This window comes from Listeria farberi (assembly GCF_014229295.1).
Taxonomy (GTDB): domain Bacteria; phylum Bacillota; class Bacilli; order Lactobacillales; family Listeriaceae; genus Listeria; species Listeria farberi.
On record NZ_JAARZL010000007.1, the window covers coordinates 22,518 to 41,326 of the forward strand.

17 protein-coding genes, 1 pseudogene and 1 other annotated feature are annotated in these 18,809 nt (G+C 35.3%); of the genes and pseudogenes, 17 read left to right on the forward strand and 1 reads right to left on the reverse strand.

Annotated features, from left to right (window positions below):
* The first annotated feature begins 5 nt into the window (after window positions 1–5).
* The 6 genes from gatA (at window position 6) to HCB38_RS14125 (ending at window position 7,164) form a co-directional block, all read left to right on the forward strand.
* Window positions 6–1,457 carry an Asp-tRNA(Asn)/Glu-tRNA(Gln) amidotransferase subunit GatA gene (gene gatA, locus HCB38_RS14100; protein ID WP_185319991.1) on the forward strand — a complete coding sequence of 484 codons (1,452 nt, stop codon included), beginning with the start codon at window positions 6–8 and terminating at the stop codon, window positions 1,455–1,457.
* 11 nt (window positions 1,458–1,468) lie between these two features.
* Window positions 1,469–2,899, forward strand: a complete 1,431-nt coding sequence (gene gatB, locus HCB38_RS14105; RefSeq protein WP_185319992.1) for an Asp-tRNA(Asn)/Glu-tRNA(Gln) amidotransferase subunit GatB — start codon at window positions 1,469–1,471, stop codon at window positions 2,897–2,899.
* A gap of 141 nt (window positions 2,900–3,040) precedes the next feature.
* A complete protein-coding gene (locus tag HCB38_RS14110; protein WP_185319993.1) occupies window positions 3,041–3,973 on the forward strand; it encodes a diacylglycerol kinase in 933 nt (310 codons plus the stop codon).
* Between the two features lie 146 nt (window positions 3,974–4,119).
* Window positions 4,120–4,881, forward strand: coding sequence for a hypothetical protein (locus HCB38_RS14115; RefSeq protein WP_185319994.1), 762 nt, complete (start codon window positions 4,120–4,122; stop codon window positions 4,879–4,881).
* A gap of 23 nt (window positions 4,882–4,904) precedes the next feature.
* Window positions 4,905–6,266: a 23S rRNA (uracil(1939)-C(5))-methyltransferase RlmD gene (gene rlmD, locus HCB38_RS14120; protein ID WP_185638841.1), complete on the forward strand. Its 1,362-nt coding sequence runs from the start codon at window positions 4,905–4,907 to the stop codon at window positions 6,264–6,266.
* A gap of 343 nt (window positions 6,267–6,609) precedes the next feature.
* The gene (locus HCB38_RS14125) at window positions 6,610–7,164 is read left to right on the forward strand and encodes a molybdate metabolism regulator (protein WP_185638843.1); all 555 of its coding nucleotides are present in this window, start codon (window positions 6,610–6,612) and stop codon (window positions 7,162–7,164) included.
* A 31-nt stretch (window positions 7,165–7,195) separates the two neighbouring features.
* On the opposite strand, the gene HCB38_RS14130 is transcribed toward HCB38_RS14125, so the two are convergent.
* Window positions 7,196–7,714: a shikimate kinase gene (locus HCB38_RS14130; RefSeq protein ID WP_311769041.1), complete on the reverse strand. Its 519-nt coding sequence runs from the start codon at window positions 7,712–7,714 to the stop codon at window positions 7,196–7,198.
* A 175-nt stretch (window positions 7,715–7,889) separates the two neighbouring features.
* Between HCB38_RS14130 and HCB38_RS14135 the strand changes: the two genes are divergently transcribed.
* From HCB38_RS14135 to HCB38_RS14185, 11 genes and pseudogenes are all read left to right on the forward strand, one after another.
* The gene (locus tag HCB38_RS14135) at window positions 7,890–8,399 is read left to right on the forward strand and encodes a hypothetical protein (protein WP_185319997.1); all 510 of its coding nucleotides are present in this window, start codon (window positions 7,890–7,892) and stop codon (window positions 8,397–8,399) included.
* A gap of 130 nt (window positions 8,400–8,529) precedes the next feature.
* Complete coding sequence (locus HCB38_RS14140; protein ID WP_185319998.1) at window positions 8,530–9,297, forward strand: ABC transporter ATP-binding protein; 768 nt, start codon at window positions 8,530–8,532, stop codon at window positions 9,295–9,297.
* Entirely contained in the window at window positions 9,287–11,266 is a 1,980-nt protein-coding gene (locus tag HCB38_RS14145) for an ABC transporter permease (protein WP_185620044.1), read from the forward strand. Before HCB38_RS14140 ends, HCB38_RS14145 begins: the two co-directional genes overlap by 11 nt.
* A gap of 61 nt (window positions 11,267–11,327) precedes the next feature.
* On the forward strand, window positions 11,328–12,005 hold the full coding sequence (gene virR / locus HCB38_RS14150; protein ID WP_185320000.1) for a two-component system response regulator VirR: 678 nt from the start codon (window positions 11,328–11,330) through the stop codon (window positions 12,003–12,005).
* 71 nt (window positions 12,006–12,076) lie between these two features.
* A pseudogene (locus tag HCB38_RS14155) lies at window positions 12,077–12,951 on the forward strand (SDR family oxidoreductase).
* A 21-nt stretch (window positions 12,952–12,972) separates the two neighbouring features.
* A complete protein-coding gene (locus HCB38_RS14160) occupies window positions 12,973–13,431 on the forward strand; it encodes a hypothetical protein (RefSeq protein ID WP_185320002.1) in 459 nt (152 codons plus the stop codon).
* A 20-nt stretch (window positions 13,432–13,451) separates the two neighbouring features.
* A complete protein-coding gene (gene ade, locus HCB38_RS14165; protein WP_185638845.1) occupies window positions 13,452–15,191 on the forward strand; it encodes an adenine deaminase in 1,740 nt (579 codons plus the stop codon).
* Between the two features lie 21 nt (window positions 15,192–15,212).
* Window positions 15,213–16,253, forward strand: a complete 1,041-nt coding sequence (locus HCB38_RS14170) for a sensor histidine kinase (RefSeq protein ID WP_185320004.1) — start codon at window positions 15,213–15,215, stop codon at window positions 16,251–16,253.
* Window positions 16,254–16,353: 100 nt separating this feature from the next.
* Window positions 16,354–16,594: a binding site (T-box leader), on the forward strand.
* A 56-nt stretch (window positions 16,595–16,650) separates the two neighbouring features.
* Window positions 16,651–17,292: an amino acid ABC transporter permease gene (locus HCB38_RS14175; RefSeq protein ID WP_185638848.1), complete on the forward strand. Its 642-nt coding sequence runs from the start codon at window positions 16,651–16,653 to the stop codon at window positions 17,290–17,292.
* 10 nt (window positions 17,293–17,302) lie between these two features.
* Window positions 17,303–17,950, forward strand: a complete 648-nt coding sequence (locus HCB38_RS14180) for an amino acid ABC transporter ATP-binding protein (RefSeq protein WP_185320006.1) — start codon at window positions 17,303–17,305, stop codon at window positions 17,948–17,950.
* Between the two features lies 1 nt (window position 17,951).
* Window positions 17,952–18,767: an amino acid ABC transporter substrate-binding protein gene (locus HCB38_RS14185; protein WP_185320007.1), complete on the forward strand. Its 816-nt coding sequence runs from the start codon at window positions 17,952–17,954 to the stop codon at window positions 18,765–18,767.
* Window positions 18,768–18,809: the final 42 nt, after the last annotated feature.

The following is an 18,809-nucleotide window of genomic DNA, read 5'->3' on the forward strand; positions in this document are numbered from 1 at the left end:
ATATTTTGGGCTTATTTGATTTTTCAGTAAAAGAATTACATGATAAATTAGTAAAAAAAGAGATTTCACCATTTGATTTAGTATCAGAATCTTTCAACCGAATTGAATCTGTAGAGGACAAAGTTGGTTCTTTTATTACTTTAAATAAAGAGGCAGCATTTGGTGTAGCAGAAGAGCTTGGAGATGCTGGCATAGATCCTAACAACATGCTTGCAGGGCTTCCAATCGGGATTAAAGATAACATCGTAACAAAAAACTTGCGTACAACAGCAGCAAGTAAAATTTTAGAAAACTTCGACCCGATTTATGATGCGACCGTTGTTTCTAAATTAAAAAAGGCGCAAACAATTAATATCGGAAAATTAAACATGGATGAATTTGCGATGGGATCTTCTACAGAAACATCGTATTTTCACAAAACACATAACCCATGGGATTTATCCAGAGTTCCTGGTGGCTCTTCAGGTGGCAGTGCATCCGCAGTTGCAGCAGGCGAAGTTTTATTCTCGCTTGGTAGTGATACTGGTGGATCTATCCGTCAACCAGCAGCTTTTTGTGGGGTAGTCGGAATGAAACCTACATATGGCCGTGTATCTCGTTTCGGTTTAATTGCCTTTGCGTCTTCTCTAGACCAAATTGGCCCAATTACAAAAAACGTAGCAGATAATGCGTATTTACTAGAAGCGATTTCTGGTTTAGATGCGAATGATTCTACTTCCATCAATCAACCAGTAGAGCGCTTCTCAGATAGCTTAACTGGGGATATTAAAGGCCTACGCATTGGTGTTCCAAAAGAATATCTTGGTGAAGGTGTTGATCCTGGTGTCAAACAAGCAGTATTAGATGCACTTAAAACACTCGAAAAACTTGGTGCTACTTGGGATGAAGTTTCTTTACCACATTCTGAATACGGTGTAGCAAGTTATTATATTTTAGCATCTAGTGAAGCTTCTTCTAACCTTTCTCGTTTTGACGGCGTTCGTTACGGGTACCGTTCTCCAAACGCGACTACTTTAGAAGAACTTTACACAAAAACGCGTTCTGAAGGCTTTGGAGATGAAGTAAAACGTCGTATTATGCTTGGAACATATGCATTAAGTTCGGGTTACTATGATGCTTACTATAAAAAAGCGCAACAAGCTCGTACATTAATTAAACAAGATTTTGTTAATGTATTTGAAAACTACGATGTTATTATCGGACCAAGTTCTCCGACAACAGCTTTTAAAATTGACGGTATGATTAATGATCCGATTACAATGTACTCCAATGATATTTTAACTGTTCCGATTAACTTAGCAGGTGTGCCAGCTATTTCTATTCCATGTGGATTCTCAGATGGCTTACCAGTAGGATTACAAATTATCGGTAACTACTTTGAAGAATCATTATTATACAAAGTAGCGCACGCATTTGAACAAGAAACAACATTCCATAAAGAAAAACCAAACTTATAGGAGGCGTAGCAATGAATTTTGAAACAGTTATTGGACTTGAGGTTCACGTAGAGTTAAAAACCAATTCAAAAATATTTTCTTCTGCGCCAGCTCATTTTGGAGCAGAACCAAATACAAATACAACCGTGGTAGACTTAGGAATGCCAGGAGTTTTACCAGTTTTAAATAAACGCGCTGTCGAATATGGTATGAAAGCAGCCATGGCAATCAACTGCGAGATTGCTGAACATACAAAATTCGACCGTAAAAACTATTTTTACCCTGATAATCCGAAAGCATACCAAATTTCCCAGTTCGATAAACCAATTGGCGAACATGGCTGGATTGAAATCGAAGTTGGGGGTAAAAAGAAAAAAATCGGTATTACTCGTCTTCATTTAGAAGAAGATGCAGGGAAAAATACGCATACATCGCACGGTTATTCTTTAGTGGATATTAACCGCCAAGGAACACCGCTCATCGAAATCGTTTCTGAACCAGACATTCGTTCTGCAGAAGAAGCTTATGCATACTTGGAAAAACTAAAATCTATTATTCAATACACTGGCGTATCCGATGTGAAAATGGAAGAAGGTTCCATGCGCTGTGACGCCAACATTTCTATTCGTCCAATTGGTCAAGAAGAATTTGGTGTGAAAACGGAACTAAAAAACCTGAATTCATTTAACAATGTGCGTAAAGGTATTGAATATGAAGAAAAACGCCAAGCTGAAGTACTTAAGTCTGGTGGCATTATCGAACAAGAAACACGCCGTTTTGAAGAAGCAACTGGAAAAACTTCCTTGATGCGTATTAAAGAGGGTTCCGACGATTATCGTTATTTCCCTGAGCCAGATTTAGTAGACTTATTTATTGATGAAGCATGGAAAGAACGCATTCGTGCAGAAATTCCTGAACTTCCAGACAAACGCCAAATTCGTTATATTAATGATCTTGGTCTACCAGCATATGATGCGATGGTTCTAACGCTAACAAAAGAAATGTCTGATTTCTTTGAGGCAACTCTTACTGCTGGAGCGGACGCTAAACAAGCTTCTAACTGGTTGATGGGCGAAGTTTCCGCCTATTTAAATGCCGAACAAAAAGAACTTCATGAAACAGGGCTAACTCCTGAAAATCTTGCAGGCATGATTAAATTAATCGAAGCAGGTACTATTTCATCTAAAATTGCTAAAAAAGTTTTCCGCGAATTAGCGCAAAATGGTGGCGAAGCAGAGCAAGTTGTCAAAGATAAAGGACTTGTTCAAATTTCCGATGAAGGAGCTTTACGCACAATCATTAGCGAAATTTTAGATAACAATGAGCAATCGATTGTTGACTTTAAAAATGGAAAAGACCGTGCCGTTGGATTCTTAGTTGGTCAAGTAATGAAAGCAACAAAAGGCCAAGCAAATCCACCAATGGTTAATAAACTATTACTTGAAGAAATGAACAAACGTTAAACTATGAGCAGTGGGGCTTTTCGCTTCACTGCTTTATTTATTAGGAATTTATAGCGAAATTTGCTATAATATTACTATCATGTGTCAAAACGCGCTTTTCTTTTGAACAACGCTGTTTGAATGAAGGAGAGGACGAACATAATGCAAAAACACGCTCGAGTTATTTATAATCCCACATCTGGAAGAGAAATTATTAAGAAAAATCTCGCAGATGTCCTTTCGATATTAGAGCAAGCAGGCTACGTAACATCTGCCCACGCAACAACTGCAGAACCAGATGACGCTAAACATGCTGCGGAAGAAGCTGTAAGAAATCGATTTGATTTAGTTGTAGCGGCAGGCGGAGACGGAACCATTAATGAAGTCATTAACGGTATTGCCGAAAAAGAATATCGACCAAAAGTGGGGATTATTCCAACAGGAACAACGAATGATTTTGCAAGAGCCTTACATGTTCCTAGAGACGTGATAAAAGCAACGAAGATTATAGCAGCTGGTCAAAGTGTAGCAATGGATATAGGTAAAGCAAATGATACTTATTTTATTAATATTGGCGGCGGGGGTAGACTCACAGAGCTCACATATGATGTCCCCAGTCGATTAAAAACGATGCTTGGACAATTAGCTTATTATTTAAAAGGAATTGAAATGCTACCTTCTTTGAAAGCTACTAAAGTAAAAGTAGAATATGATCAAGGTGTCTTTGAAGGGGAAGTCATGTTTTTTCTTTTAGGTTTAACCAATTCTATCGGAGGCTTTGAAAAAATTGCCCCTGATGCCAAGTTAGATGATGGTAAGTTTTCGCTCATCATCGTCAAAAAAGTGAATTTAGCAGAATTTATTCGCTTAGTTACTCTGGCACTTAGAGGAGATCATATTAAAGAACCAAACGTTATTTATGTGAAATCAGAAACAGTAATTGTACACTCTGAAGACAAAATGTTAATTAACCTTGACGGAGAGCTTGGTGGGGAAACGCCAATGGCATTCCGCAATTTGAAACAACATATTGAATTTTTTGCGAGTGTAGATGATATACCAGCAACCGATTTATTTATAAAAGAAAATAACTAAAACTGCCCAACATGGTAGTTTTTTTCTTTAGCCTAAATGTCCTAACTGCAACATAGTAAGAAGGATGTAATTATTGTTAGATATTTGTCTTATTTGAACAAAACAAGTATAATAGGTATTCTGACATGAAATGAGGTGAAAGCGATATGACAAGTGGATATGTATTAAAAAAATTCATTATGATAATAGCTATTCTTATTCTTATCATTACTATCGCAACGGCTATATTCTTCTTCTGGCGAGTTGATGCCGAAGAACAAGCTCCAACAGTAAGTAAAACGGAATTAATTGAAAGTAATAAAGTATGGGTAAATGACCAAATGCAAATTCCCTTAGAAGATAATGTATTTTTGTCTATCCCATCTCCGAGTACAGAGGCCACAATCGCTAAAAATGGTGATTTAATTATAGCCACAACTAATCCTGAAATTTTAAATAAATTAGCTTCTTCTAATAATCGCTACAAAGAAATGAAAGCATATCGTCTTCGTATTGATGCAAAAAAAGTTTCAGAATATATTACTAATACAAAATATCGCTATCCAACAACTACTATCCAAAAAAAGCTTGCTAATTACGAAATTAAAAGTGGTGAACGAACGATTGAAACAGGACCAAAAGCTATAAAAGTAGAAACGACCAATAAAAACGATATTAAATTAACCCTTGAAACGGCTTACTCAAGCAAAGATGCCGAAGTAGCTGCAAATATTTTTAGCAATAAAATTCCTGATGAAATAACGATAAATGACAATACAAAGAATTTAAGCGCTCAAAAGAATGTAATGATTTATCCAAAATCATTTATATATGATTTTACTTTGCAAAAAAATACGATGCTTATATTTAAAGACCAAAAAGAAGCCACTATCACAGAACCAATCGGCATCGAGTACATTATTAAGTAAAGCAAAGAGAGGAGCAAGGGACTTTGAAAGTATCCCTTTTAAAAAAGAATCAATTTGTTGAACTAACTATTGAAGATTTAACACATGATGGTAGTGGTGTAGGCAAGATTGATGGCTACCCACTTTTCATTCCAAATGCACTGCCCGGAGAAAAAGTGAGAGCAAAAATTACTAAATTAAATAAAAATTACGGTTTTGCACGGATGGAAACTATTGAAGTTGTTAGTACTGAACGTGTTGAACCACCTTGTGCCGTTTATTCAAAGTGTGGCGGTTGTAGTTTACAACATTTGAGTTACAGCGGACAATTAGCTTTTAAACGAAATCAAGTAGAAGAAACGATGAAACGTATTGGTAAATTAAGCGTAGAAGTACCAGAAACCCTTGGTATGGAAAATCCGTGGCGTTACCGTAATAAATCACAAGTCCCAGTTGGCTTTGTGAATGGGAAATTAACAGCTGGTTTTTATCAAAAAAGAAGTCATGATATTATTGATATGTCAACTTGTCTAATTCATAATGAAAAAGGAGATCTCGCTGTTCAAAAAACAAGAGAAATTCTGGCTAAATATGGTACGGAACCTTATGATGAAAAAACGGGTAAAGGTGATATCCGCCATATTATGACTAGGTTTGCACATACTACAGGGCAATTAATGATTGTCCTTGTAACGACGAAAGAGCGTCTCCCTTTTAAAGCGGAAATTATTCATGATTTAACGAATCAATTAGAAGTACATTCCATCGTTCAAAATATTAATCCACAAAAAACAAATGTAATTTTCGGTGATCGCATAAAAACACTTTGGGGAAAAGATATTATTGAAGATACGATTCATGGTATTAAGTTTGCCATTTCTGCACGTTCTTTTTATCAAGTAAATCCTTTGCAAACAGAGGTTTTGTATCAACAAGCTATTGATTCTGCAGAATTAACTGGTGAAGAAACTGTGATTGATGCATATTGTGGAATTGGCTCCATTTCGCTTTGCCTTGCTAAAAAAGCAAAACATGTTTATGGGGTTGAAATCGTTGACCAAGCTATTCAAGATGCCCGTGCAAATGCGAAATTAAATAACCTAACGAATACAACCTTTGAAACAGGTAAAGCAGAAGAGGTTATTCCTCAGTGGTATAAAAATGGTATCGTAGCAGATGTTTTAGTAGTTGACCCACCGAGAAAAGGTTGCGACGAAACACTCCTTGACACAATCCTTGCAATGAAACCGAAAAAGGTTGTTTATGTTTCTTGTAATCCAGGAACACTAGCTCGAGATATGAAAATATTAACAGAAGGCGGTTATGAAGCGAAGAAAGTACAACCTGTAGATATGTTTCCAATGACGACCCATATTGAAGCTGTGACCGTTTTAAATTTAAAATAAAAAAACAAAAACCGCCAAAATGGGATAAATGGCGGTTTTTGTTTTTCGAGTGTGTGTGTTTGACTAAGTTAAATTAACAGACGAGATTTGCAGAAATCAAGTCCAGTTATTATTTAACCATGAATTAAAAATATGGTCAAAGGTGTTATTTTTAACTTTTTAAATATCATAATTTAAAAAATATACTGTTTTAGCATTGAAAAGTTATTTAAGATACAAAATAAACAATGAAAAAGACATGAAATTGTCGATAAATTGTCATAATATTTTTTCGCTTTCCATAACTGGTTGAATTTGGTAAGATGTATGTAACGGATTTCACATGAATGGAGGAACTTATAAAATGGCTATTACTATGTATATTGACCGCCCAGATGCTGCACTTGACCTAGAGACAACCCATCCCCATTTTAAAGAACATTTTAAAGCAAGTTATTATTTAGACAAAACCGATTCATTCAGCCCTTTTGGCTATGAAGATGGAATGGAGGTATTACATCGTTTAGAAGAATATTTTAGCGATAAGAGTGACCAAGGTCTTAATTTAGCTGCTTTTCCGCGATACATGATGGAAACAGTCAAACATTCTACCTATGTGCCAGCAAAAGATGATGGAGTGGACCGTTTACAACAACTTTTAGCGGAATATGGTAGTGCTGTAAGAGAATCAGACCGGATAACTGTTTCGGCTGCGTTAGCACAAATTAAAATAACTGGCTATGTACTTCCTGGTCTTCGTGATGCCGCGCTTGAATCGCTTCATCGTGAAATAGAACTGAATAAAATCGAAAATATTGATGCAGGTTATGCCGATAGTATGTTTTATGACTTATTAACATTTACGAAAGATTATACTTCCGTTTTGCCGGATATGTGGTGTCGACACTGCACAGAGTAAAAAAAGAGCGCTAAATTATTAGCGCTCTTTTCTACTTATCAAGCATCATTAAAATGGCTTTAGCTACTTCGTGTTGATTGCGGTTGTCAGTATTTACAATGAAGTCTGCGGAATCTTGATAATGGGCAATTCTCGGTTCAAAAATTGCACGAATTTCTTCAGGAGATTTTTGTTGAACTAGTGGGCGTGTCGTATCACCTTTTAAACGATTCATAAATACTTCAGGATCAGTTTCTAAATAAATAACCGGATATGTATTTTTTAAAACTTTTCTATTTTCAGGATTTAGAACGATACCACCGCCTGTTGCAATAACGGCTTTGGTATTAGCTAGTTCTTTTAATTTCTCATGTTCTAGCCGGCGGAATTCTTGTTCACCATACTTTGCAAAAATTTCAGATACACTCATTCCTTGTTCGCGAATAATTACTTCGTCAATATCAATATAAGGCAAATCAGCTAACTTTGCGAGTATATTGCCAACCGTTGTTTTTCCAGCTCCCATGAAGCCAATTAAGATAACTTGATCGATGATGTTCTCCTCCTTTATTAGTTTTTATATTTTACTACTTAAAAGCATTAAAGAAATTATATCATAAATGCTAGAAACGTCAACAATAAATAATCTGTTTTGCTAGCGATTTTAAACAATAAAATGCTTTCTTTTCATTGTAGTACATTTTTAGTACAATAGAAATAAGAGAGAAGTAAACTGGAGGAAAATGATGATAGAAGATGAGCTGAATCAAACGAATAAAACCGAAAAAATTGAATTTGGCGTAAACCGCCGCCTAATTTTTTCAAGTTGTTTACTTTGGATTGCTGCAGGATTATTATTATATGTTATTTTTAGTCATATAAAAGGTGTTACAGGTACAGAGGAAGTGATTTTACTTGTGTTTATTGGTCTTTGTGTTTTACGACCATTACTGCGTTTAATCAATATTGCACCGACTGTAGAGTTAACAGAACGTGGCCTTGCTTATCGTGGCGATTTTAAGCCATGGAATGAAATTAAAGGGACAGAACTAATTAAGCCAGCAGTGATTCTTTTTTCTCAGGGTAGATTAAAGATTATGACATCGATCAACGGCCGGGAAGAGGTTGCTTGGGATATTGTTGCGGCAGATGTGTCTGTTAGTTTAGAAGAATTAAGAGCAATTATCCAGTCCATGCAAGAAACGTATACAGATGATAATACAGTTGGGGAAGAAATATTCATTGAAAAAAAATAATACCAAGGATCATTTTTCTGTTTTCTTAAAATAGAGAAATGATTTTTTTGATAAATACAACTATAGCCCATGGTATCTTAGCTCATTATAAGGTAAAATAAGCAAATAATCGTATAACGGGAGGAAAACAATGGATACAGTGCTAAAGGCGCTTAAAGTCAGAAAAGTATATGGTTCAAAAGGAAACTTGTTTTCTGCGTTAGGAAGTATTAGTTTAGAAATTCAAAGAGGCTCATTTGTAGGTATTATGGGCCCATCAGGTGCAGGTAAATCCACATTACTTAATGTTTTATCTTCTATAGATAAACCTACTTCTGGAGAAATAGAAATTGGCGGGAAACAGCTTTCTAAAATGAAAGGAAAAGATTTAGCTGTGTTTCGTAGAGATCAGCTAGGCTTTATTTTTCAAGATTATAATTTATTAGATACAATGACAGTAAAAGATAATATTGTGCTACCTCTAGCCCTAGCACGTGTAAAGCAAACAGAAATTGATGAACGTTTTGAGATTATCGCGCGCCAGTTTGGCATTTACGATCTCAGGAATAAATACCCGACAGATATTTCAGGAGGGCAAAAACAAAGAACGGCGGTTTGTCGTGCAATGATTACAGAACCCACATTAATCTTTGCTGATGAACCAACAGGCGCTCTTGATTCTAAATCAGCAACTAATTTGTTAGAGGGGCTCTCTCAAGCTAAAAGTGTACGTGATTCTACTATTTTGATGGTCACCCACGATGCTTTTGCAGCGAGTTACTGCGAACGAATTATGTTCATTAAAGATGGCGAAATTTTTACCGAAATATACCGCGGAACAAGCTCACGAAAACAATTTTTCCAAAAGGTGTTAGATGTGTTGGCGCTTCTTGGAGGTGGCGAAAATAATGTTATTTAAAATTGCGCTGACCAATATGCGAAAGAATTTTAACCAATATATCGTCTACTTTGTTTCGCTTATTGTGTGTGTATTAGTATTTTTTACATTTGTTTCACTTTCTTATAATCCACTCATTGATAAGGTTTTTAAACGATGGGAATTGTTTGGTCCAGCAATGTTTTCATCTGCGAGTGTAATGTTGATATTATTTATTTTCTTTTTCATATTTTATTCTAACAGTTTTTTTCTTAAAAGAAGGAAACGAGAAATTGGACTTTATTCATTGCTTGGATTACGGAAATCACAAATAGTTGTAGTTTTATTTTATGAAAATGCTTTATTATACATGCTTGCGACTTTGTTTGGTGTTTTAATTGGGATATTTTCTTCAAAGTTTTTCGCGATGATTTTATTTTGGATCGTTGGACTAGCGATAGATGCAGAATTTATTATTTCATTTAAAGCGATTGTTGATACAGGGCTTGTTTTTTTTGGAATCATGCTATTTACATCTTTTTATGCTGTTTTCATTGTATTAAGATATAATTTAAGCCAATTATTTAAAAACGATGAAAAAGAAGAGAAAGTAGCTAAAGGTTCTGTGATTTTAATGTTAATTGGATTTGTTCTTATTATATCTGGATACTATTTGGCAACTAGCAATATTGAAGAATCAACCATTTGGTTAGCATATGATTTTTTTGATGTAGTTCTAGTAATTTTATGCGCTGTTATTTTAGGTACATGGCTTATGGTCAGATTTGGAACACCATATGTGATCCATAAGTTATATGGAAATAAACGTTTCTTTTACAACGGAACAAACATGATTGGTGTGACGTCTCTTCGCTTTAGATTAAAGAAAAATGCTGGAACGATTGCGATGATTGCGGTGTTAAGTGCGACGACTTTAACGATTATTGGGTCGATGAGTAGCTTTTATGTCCGAACGATAAATGATATTTCAGCAGAAAATCCTTCTAGTTACCAAGTACTTGATATTTCGGCAAAAGATGAACAAAAAATTATTCAAACGATACAGAGTGATCAAAACCATCAATTAAAAAGTTTGATGCAAGCAGAAATGGTTAGTGCTAAGCTAAAATATAAAGATATGCCTAAATATAAAATGCGGATGGATAATATGATTCATACGGTTGTAGCCGAATCTGAATATAATCGTATTGGTGCAAAACAACAAAGTGATTTTGAGAAGCCAAAAAAACTAGCATATGGAGACGCTATTTTACTTGGAAAAACCACCTACTACGCTAGGCAGGAAATTCAAGATAAATGGCTAACAAGAAAAATGGTAATCCAATCGAACGAACCATTGGCTAAAAAAATGCCACCAATAAAAGTAGTTGATTTTCGAGAGAACTCCATTTTCAATACGGGTATTTCTTATGAGACGCTCGTTGTTTCAGATGAATATTATGATGATTTAGAAAGAGTATTCTCGCCAGAATTAGTAGCAATGTTCGATATTACGAATCCTAATCACAGTGAAGATTTAGATAAGAAAGTGCAAACTATCGTGGACGGGGAACCTTCACTTTTTTCTGAAAATGTTTCTTCTTATTATACGAATTATCATTTGATTTCCACATTAGTAGGCTCCTTATTATTTATTGGAATTTTCATTGGAATTGTATTTTTCTTAGCGACAGGTAGTATTATTTATTTCAAACTTGTAACGGATGCTGTATCTGAAAAATCTAAGTTTGATATATTATTTAAATTAGGTGTTACCGAAAAGGAAGTACGAAGGATTATTTCCAAACAAGTTTGGCCTATTTTTGCTATTCCATTATTTTTTGGAATCGCCCATTCAATGGCTGCCTTGTGGGGAATTTCGATTAACTTAATGGATAATATAAAATATCCTGTTTTAATTGGAACGTGTATTTACATTATTTGTTATGCAGCTTATTACTTTTTATGCATTAATTCTTTTATTAAAATCGTTATGGCAGATAAAAAGTAATTGGCTTTTGTGTTTAATTCAGCTAAAATGAAAAGAGAGTTCTGCCGAGGAGGTACAAGAAATGGTTAAGGTATATATCGTAGAAGATGATGAGGTAATTCGTGATACTATCAGAAAACATTTAAGTAAATGGGGATTTGAAATAGGGATTGTTGATGATTTTAATAATATTTTACAAGAGTTTTTATCTTTTGAGCCTCAATTGGTTATTTTAGATGTGAATCTGCCATTTTTTGATGGATTCTACTGGTGTAATCAAATTCGCGAAGTTTCGAATGTACCAATTATTTTCTTATCATCACGTAACTCGCGAATGGATCAAATCATGGGAATGAACATGGGGGCAGATTATTATATTGAAAAGCCAGTGGATTTGGATGTATTAATGGCTAGGATAAATGCACTTTTGAGACGGACATATTCGTATGCGGATTTAGAAGAAGCGAACGTAATGGAACATAATAATGTATTTTTACACATTGATACTAATACACTTACCCATTTAGAAGATAAAATTGAATTAACGAAAAATGAATTTTTGATTTTATATGAATTAATGAAACAAAAAGGTAGCATTGTAAGTCGCGATGAAATTATGCGTGCACTTTGGGAAGATGAAAGTTTTGTAGATGATAATACACTTACAGTCAACGTTGTACGAATTCGTAAAAAACTAGCTGAAATCGGCTTAGATGAATTTATTAAGACTAAAAAAGGGCAAGGTTATATGATTGAATGAAGAAAGTAAACAGGAAGATAGCGCCAAAAAACGCGAACTTCCTGTTTTTCGTAAATGAAGGAGGAGTCAATATGAAAATTTTAGTATTTGGTGGTACGCGTTTTTTGGAAAGAAATTAGTAGAGCGTCTTGTTTCTGCTGGGCATGATATTACCATTGGCACGAGAGGGAAAACAAAAGATGATTTTGGTGATTCTGTAAAGCGTGTTGTATTAGACCGTGAATCAAGAGATGCCTTATTCCAATTAGCAAAAGAAGAATGGGACATTATTTATGATAATATTTGTTTCTCACCGAAAGAAGCTCTTTATGCAGTAGATGCATTTAAAGGAAAAGTAAAACGATACATATATACATCTTCTTTGTCTGTTTATAGTCAAAAAGACCGCGCTTTGGTCGAGGATGATTTTAATTCAGCACATTATGAAATTGTGAGTGGTGACAAAGATGATTTTGATTACGGGGAAGGCAAACGACTTGCTGAAGCTGTGTTTTTTCAAAAAGCTTCTTTTCCAGTAGTAGCAGTCCGTTTTCCCATTGTCCTTGGATGCGATGATTATACAAAACGTCTACATTTTCATTTGGAGCATATTAAAAACCATGAAGAAATTGGTATTAGTAATGCGCAGGCGGAAATAAGTTTTATTACCTCAGATGAAGCGGCTCATTTTTTAGAATGGGTAGGGGTGGAATCAGACCTTACTGGACCAATTAATGCTAGCTCTAACGGTACATATTCGTTAAATGCTTTTATCAAAATGCTTGAAACGAAAATAGGTGAAGTGGCACTCGTAGAAGAAGTAACAGATGATGTGGATGAATCGCCGTTTAGCATTAATAAAACGTATTACTTAGATAATAGAAAAGCGACAGAAGCTGGCTTTACTTTTGAAAATCTACAAGTTTGGTTACCAGCGCTCGTGACGGATATTTTAAAAGAAAATTAATCATGGAGGCAAAAATATATTATGTTAAATTTTGAAGATAAAAAAGCGCTAATAGAATCAATCGATGGTTTTGAGCTGCATGAAATTTCTATGGGGCGCGTGAACGTACATTATCCGGCGAGTAAAAGAGATAAAAAAATCATCGTCAAACATCTTCACCCTAATGGAAATGCGTTTATTTACGCTCCGTTTTTAGAAGTAGAACCGCTAGATAAGCAAGGCTACGTTAACGTAAAAGACTACTCTCAAAATGAAATTCGCGTATTGTTACTTGAAGCGAAAGAGTATATGGATAAAGATGAAGACGGGTTTAAAGAAGGTTTTACAAAAATATATCAAGACAATGAAGGGGAAAAACTTTCTTTAGTCTATGAAAATAAAATGTGGGTTATTTACACAGGAGAAAATTTAGAAGCCGTTTTCCCAACGATAGAAGCAGCAGAAGGTTATTTACTTGACGAAGGTTTTTTTGGAGCATAATTAATGGAGGCGAAAAATCGGTGGAGAATTTAAAGCAACTGCAGGAGCGGGTCGCAGTAAGTGATGGCCGTGCAAAAGCAGATTTAGTTATTAAAAACGGACGTATAGTAAATGTATTTTCAGGTGAAATTATGGAAGGTGATATTGCAATTAAAAACGGCTATATAGCTGGAATTGGCCATTTTCCGGATGCCGATCAAATAATTGATGCTGCTGGAGAATTTATCGTACCAGGTTTTATTGATGCGCACGTCCATGTTGAAAGTGCAATGGTAACACCTTCTGAGTTTGCCAGGGTTTTGCTTCCAAATGGCGTAACTACAATTATTACGGATCCACATGAAATCGCCAATGTTGCCGGAGAAAAAGGCATTGAATTTATGCTTGAAGATGCAAAAGGTGCCCCACTCGATATGTTTGTCATGCTACCATCATCCGTACCAGCAACAGAAGGTGAACATAACGGCGAAACACTTCATGCAAAACATCTTCATCCTCTTTATAAACACGAAAAAGTAATCGGTCTCGCAGAAGTGATGGACTTCCCATCTGTTGCAAAAGGTAGTGCTGATATTTTGACAAAAATTATTGATGCAAAAAAAGAAGGTGGCAGAATTGATGGCCACGGGGCGGGTTTAACGAGTGCGGATTTAAATAATTATCTTGCTGTTGGCATTCGAACCGATCATGAGAGTACGAATACAGAAGAAGCACTTGACCGATTACGTGCGGGAATGTTTGTAATGCTACGCGAAGGAACTGTTGGTCGAGATTTAAAGCAAACTATTTCAGCAGTAACGGAAAAAAATAGCCATCGTTTTTGTTTTTGTACGGATGATAAACTAATTAATGATTTAATAACAGAAGGCTCGATTAATTATAATGTCCGACTCGCAATTGAAAACGATATTGAGCCAATTACGGCCATCCAAATGGCGACAATTAATGCGGCTAATTGCCATAACTTGCCTTATCTCGGTGCAGTTGCAGCAGGCTATCAGGCAGATATTGTTTTTCTAAAAGACTTAAAAACAATTGAAATTAGCAAAGTTTTAAAAAATGGCCAAGTAGTCGTTGAAAACGGAACTCGTAAAGAAGCAGCCTTTAAAAAGGAAATCAAAGCGAAGTTCATTTCTCCAAAAATTAATCATCATTTAAACATCAAAGATTTAGAACTTCCATTAACAAATGAAACTTGCTATGTCATTGGGATGAAAAAAAATAATCTCTTTACAGAAAAACTGATTGAACAAGTTACAATTAAAAATGGCAAATTTGTCCCATCAATCGAAAAAGACTTACTAAAAATGGCTGTTGTGGAACGTCATCATAATACTGGCTGCGTTGGTTTAGGTGTGGTTAAAGGTTTCGGTTTAACAGAAGGAGCAATTGCAACGACCGTCGCGCATGATTCCCATAATATTGTCGCAGTTGGTGTGAGCGATGAGGCTATGGAAAAAGCAATCTACCATGTGACAAAAACAGGCGGTGGCATTGCGGTAGTAGATGCTGCAGGTAACGTATTGCATCATTTAGCACTTCAGGTCGCAGGTCTTCTTAGCAATAAATCATACGAAGAAGTAGAAAATGATTTAGCTGGGCTCTTAAAAGCATTTAATCAGATAAGTAAAGCTAAAGGATTTGATCCATTTTTAACATTGTCATTCCTGACTTTACCAGTAATCCCTGAATTAAAACTAACCGATCAAGGCTTATTTGATTTTGCGACATTCCAAATTATTCCAATTGAAGTAAATTAACTTGAATGAGGGAGGTGCGATATGAACTGGTGGAGCTATATAAAAGATAAACGATTTTTCTTGTTGTTCTTTTGCAGTATTATGTTTTTCGTCGGGGTATTAATTTCAATTGATCCTAATAGTAAATTAACTCTCGGGAATTTCATTTACTTGTATGTCTTTGTTTTTGTCTTCCTACTTTCTTACTTAGTGTTAGGCTACTTCTTTAAATACAATTATTGGCGCGAAATGGAAGACCTAGTAAGTGGCGAAATTGAAGAAAATATTATTGAATTACTACCAAAACCGCGAACGCGTGAGCAAGCTTTTTTTAATCAGCTAATGGCAAAAAAACATAAAGAAGAATTACGAACTATTAGTAAACTTCAAGATAAGCAGCAAGAATATCATGATTTCATTTTATACTGGGTACATGAAGTGAAAACTCCTGTTGTAGCAAGCAAAATGTTAATTAATAACCCAGATTTAAATGATACCAAAACAATTTTTACACAGATTGATGAAGAATTAGAGACAATTGATAAATTAGTAATGCAAGCACTCTATTTTTCAAGGCTTGATACATTTTCTAAAGACTATTTTATCCAAGAACAAAACCTTGGTGCTGTTGTTCGTGAGTCAGTTAAGCGTCACTCCAAACTTTTTATTGGAAAAAAAATGAAACTTGATTTGCAAAATGTAGATATTGATGTGCGAACTGATAGTAAGTGGCTTGGCTTTATTATCGACCAAGTGTTATCTAACGCATTAAAATATACTGCTGATGGTGGCGATGTTCAAATTTGGTGCGACACTGAAGTAACTGGAAAAAAAGTGCTTCACATTAAAGACAACGGTCGAGGTATTAAAGAAGAAGATTTACCTCGTGTATTTGAACAAGGCTTTACAGGTACAATCGGTCGCCAAGAAAAAAAAGCTACTGGGATGGGGCTATATCTTGCTAAACAAATGGCGAAGAAGTTAGGTCATGAAATTTGTATTGAATCTAAAAGTGAAATAGGGACAGAAGTACGGCTTTATTTCGAACAAAAAGACGATTACTTACTAATAGCGAAAGATTAATAAAAAGACAAGTAAACAGTGACTCGTTTGCTTGTCTTTTTTTGTTAATTAAAATTGTTGACTCTATCGCTTTATCGTGGTAGAGTATTAGCAAGAAGAAGTAAAAGCGTCGAACAGAACAAGTAGAGCGTAATTCTTTAAAAGAGAGTCCTTGGTTGGTGTGAAAGGATAAAGATAGCGTTATCGAACACATCTCGGAGCTGGTTTGCTGAAGCATAAGTGAGTAGGCGAACTCGGGTTAAGCCCGTTATAGCTTGTTAGTCTCGAACTAACAGAGGTTGGTACTGTGAAGTATCAGCAAATTGAGGTGGAACCACGTGAATAGTATTCTCGTCCTCTTGGCCAATTTGTGCCAAGTGAGACGAGATTTTTTTATGTAAAAAAGGAGCGAATAATTATGGATTATATCATGGAGATTTTACCAGCATTACTTGACGGGGCGAAAACAACCTTACTCGTTTTTGTCGTCACGCTAGTTTGTTCTATTCCACTCGGAGCTATAGTGGCAGTAGGAAACATTAGTAAAATAGCCCCGCTGAAATTTATTTTAAACATTTACATTTGGATTATGCGAGGCACCCCATTACTTTTACAATTAATTTTTATTTATTATGGTTTACCGATTATTGGGGTTGTTTTTGACCGAATGGATGCCGTGTTTATAGCTTTTATTCTAAATTATGCTGCTTATTTCGCAGAGATTTTCCGCGGGGGATTCCTATCAATCGAAAGCGGACAATATGAAAGTGCTAAAGTTCTTGGTCTTACTTACGGTCAAACGCTTCGAAAGATTGTTTTACCGCAAGTTGTCAAACGTGTTTTGCCAGCAATCGGAAATGAAGTCATCAATTTAGTAAAAGACTCTTCGTTAGTTTACATCCTTGGCATTGGCGATTTACTAAGAGCAGGAAAAATTGCTATGAGTAGAGATGTTACCTTAATACCGCTCGTATTAGTTGCTGCAATTTACTTAACGTTAACGGCTATCCTAACGCTACTATTTAAACAACTCGAAAAACGTTTTAGTTATTATAAATGAGGTGAAGAAAATGTTGGAAATTAAAAATTTATCGAAAAAATTTGATCAAAAAACGATTTTAGATAATGTGAATATTGCGCTTCAAGACGGGGAAATACTTTCTATCGTCGGACCATCTGGTGGCGGGAAAACCACTTTGCTTCGTTGTATTAGTGGCCTTGAAAAAATGGATACCGGAGAAATTTTTATTAACGGTGAAAAAATTGATCCCATGTCGAGGAAAGATGTCGAAAATACGATTGGTGTTGTTTTCCAAGAATTCCACTTATTTCCGCACTTAAGTGTGTTAGATAATTTGATTTTAGCACCAACCCTTGCTAGGAAAACGAAAAAAGCAGAAGCTATCAAAGAAGCTAAACGGTTACTTGGCTTACTTGATTTAGCAGACAAAGCGGATAATATGCCTTATCAATTATCTGGAGGACAAAAACAACGAGTGGCGATTGCTCGGGCACTCGCAATGAATCCAAAAGTACTACTATTTGATGAACCTACATCGGCTTTAGACCCTGATTTACGAGATCATGTGGCGTCGTTAATTTTGAGTTTGAAAAATGTTGGTATTACACAGATTATTGTGACACATGATCACGACTTTGCAAAAAAAGTTGCAAATCAAATGATGGAAGTAGAACCACTTAAAAAGGAGGCAAATTAATATGAAAAAAGGATTATTAATAACGGTAATGGCAATCGTAATGTTAGCGCTAGGGGCATGTTCAAGTGGTGAATCCAAGGAAGACCAGTGGAGTAGAATAAAAAAAGATAAGGAAGTTGTAATTGGTTTAGATGATAGTTTTGTACCAATGGGATTTCGTGATAAAGATGATAATTTAGTCGGGTTTGATATTGATCTTGCAAAAGCTGTTTTTGCAGAATACGGTATTAAAGCGAAATTCACGCCAATTGACTGGACGATGAAAGAGTCCGAGCTGAAAAATGGATCGATTGATTTAATTTGGAATGGCTATACTGTAACGGACGCAAGAAAAAAACAAGTTGCATTTAGTAAACCTTATATGAAAAATGAACAAGTATTAGTGACATTGAAGTCAAATAATATTAATAAATTTAGTGATATGAAAGATAAAACACTAGGGGCTCAAAACGGCGCAAGTTCCATTGATGATATGGCTAAAAAACCAGAAGTGCTCACAGATATTATCAAAAACAACGAACCAGAATTGTATGATACGTTCGATACAGCTTTTATTGATTTGAATAATAAACGTATTGATGGCTTGATTATTGATGAAGTATACGCACGTTACTATATTGATAAACAAAAAAACAAAGATGACTATACCATTATAACTGGTGGTTTTGATCCGACAGATTTTGCTGTAGGTATGCGCAAAAGCGATAAAGAACTGCAAACAAAAATTAACGAAGCTTTTGAAAAATTATACAAAGAAGGAAAAATGCAGGAAATTAGTAAAAAATGGTTTGGTGATGATGAAATAGCTAAGCAATAGCGCGATTGACAGTAGGTTTAAGTTCCGATACAATTTGAATTA

Excerpts from the sequence above, each read along its gene's own strand:
- gatB (WP_185319992.1), top strand. The coding sequence starts at position 1,469 with ATGAATTTTGAAACAGTTATTGGACTTGAGGTTCACGTAGAGTTAAAA.
- HCB38_RS14110 (WP_185319993.1), top strand. The coding sequence starts at position 3,041 with ATGCAAAAACACGCTCGAGTTATTTATAATCCCACATCTGGAAGAGAA.
- HCB38_RS14115 (WP_185319994.1), top strand. The coding sequence starts at position 4,120 with ATGACAAGTGGATATGTATTAAAAAAATTCATTATGATAATAGCTATT.
- HCB38_RS14125 (WP_185638843.1), top strand. The coding sequence starts at position 6,610 with ATGGCTATTACTATGTATATTGACCGCCCAGATGCTGCACTTGACCTA.
- HCB38_RS14135 (WP_185319997.1), top strand. The coding sequence starts at position 7,890 with ATGATAGAAGATGAGCTGAATCAAACGAATAAAACCGAAAAAATTGAA.
- HCB38_RS14140 (WP_185319998.1), top strand. The coding sequence starts at position 8,530 with ATGGATACAGTGCTAAAGGCGCTTAAAGTCAGAAAAGTATATGGTTCA.
- HCB38_RS14145 (WP_185620044.1), top strand. The coding sequence starts at position 9,287 with ATGTTATTTAAAATTGCGCTGACCAATATGCGAAAGAATTTTAACCAA.
- virR (WP_185320000.1), top strand. The coding sequence starts at position 11,328 with ATGGTTAAGGTATATATCGTAGAAGATGATGAGGTAATTCGTGATACT.
- HCB38_RS14160 (WP_185320002.1), top strand. The coding sequence starts at position 12,973 with ATGTTAAATTTTGAAGATAAAAAAGCGCTAATAGAATCAATCGATGGT.
- HCB38_RS14170 (WP_185320004.1), top strand. The coding sequence starts at position 15,213 with ATGAACTGGTGGAGCTATATAAAAGATAAACGATTTTTCTTGTTGTTC.
- HCB38_RS14175 (WP_185638848.1), top strand. The coding sequence starts at position 16,651 with ATGGATTATATCATGGAGATTTTACCAGCATTACTTGACGGGGCGAAA.
- HCB38_RS14180 (WP_185320006.1), top strand. The coding sequence starts at position 17,303 with ATGTTGGAAATTAAAAATTTATCGAAAAAATTTGATCAAAAAACGATT.
- HCB38_RS14185 (WP_185320007.1), top strand. The coding sequence starts at position 17,952 with ATGAAAAAAGGATTATTAATAACGGTAATGGCAATCGTAATGTTAGCG.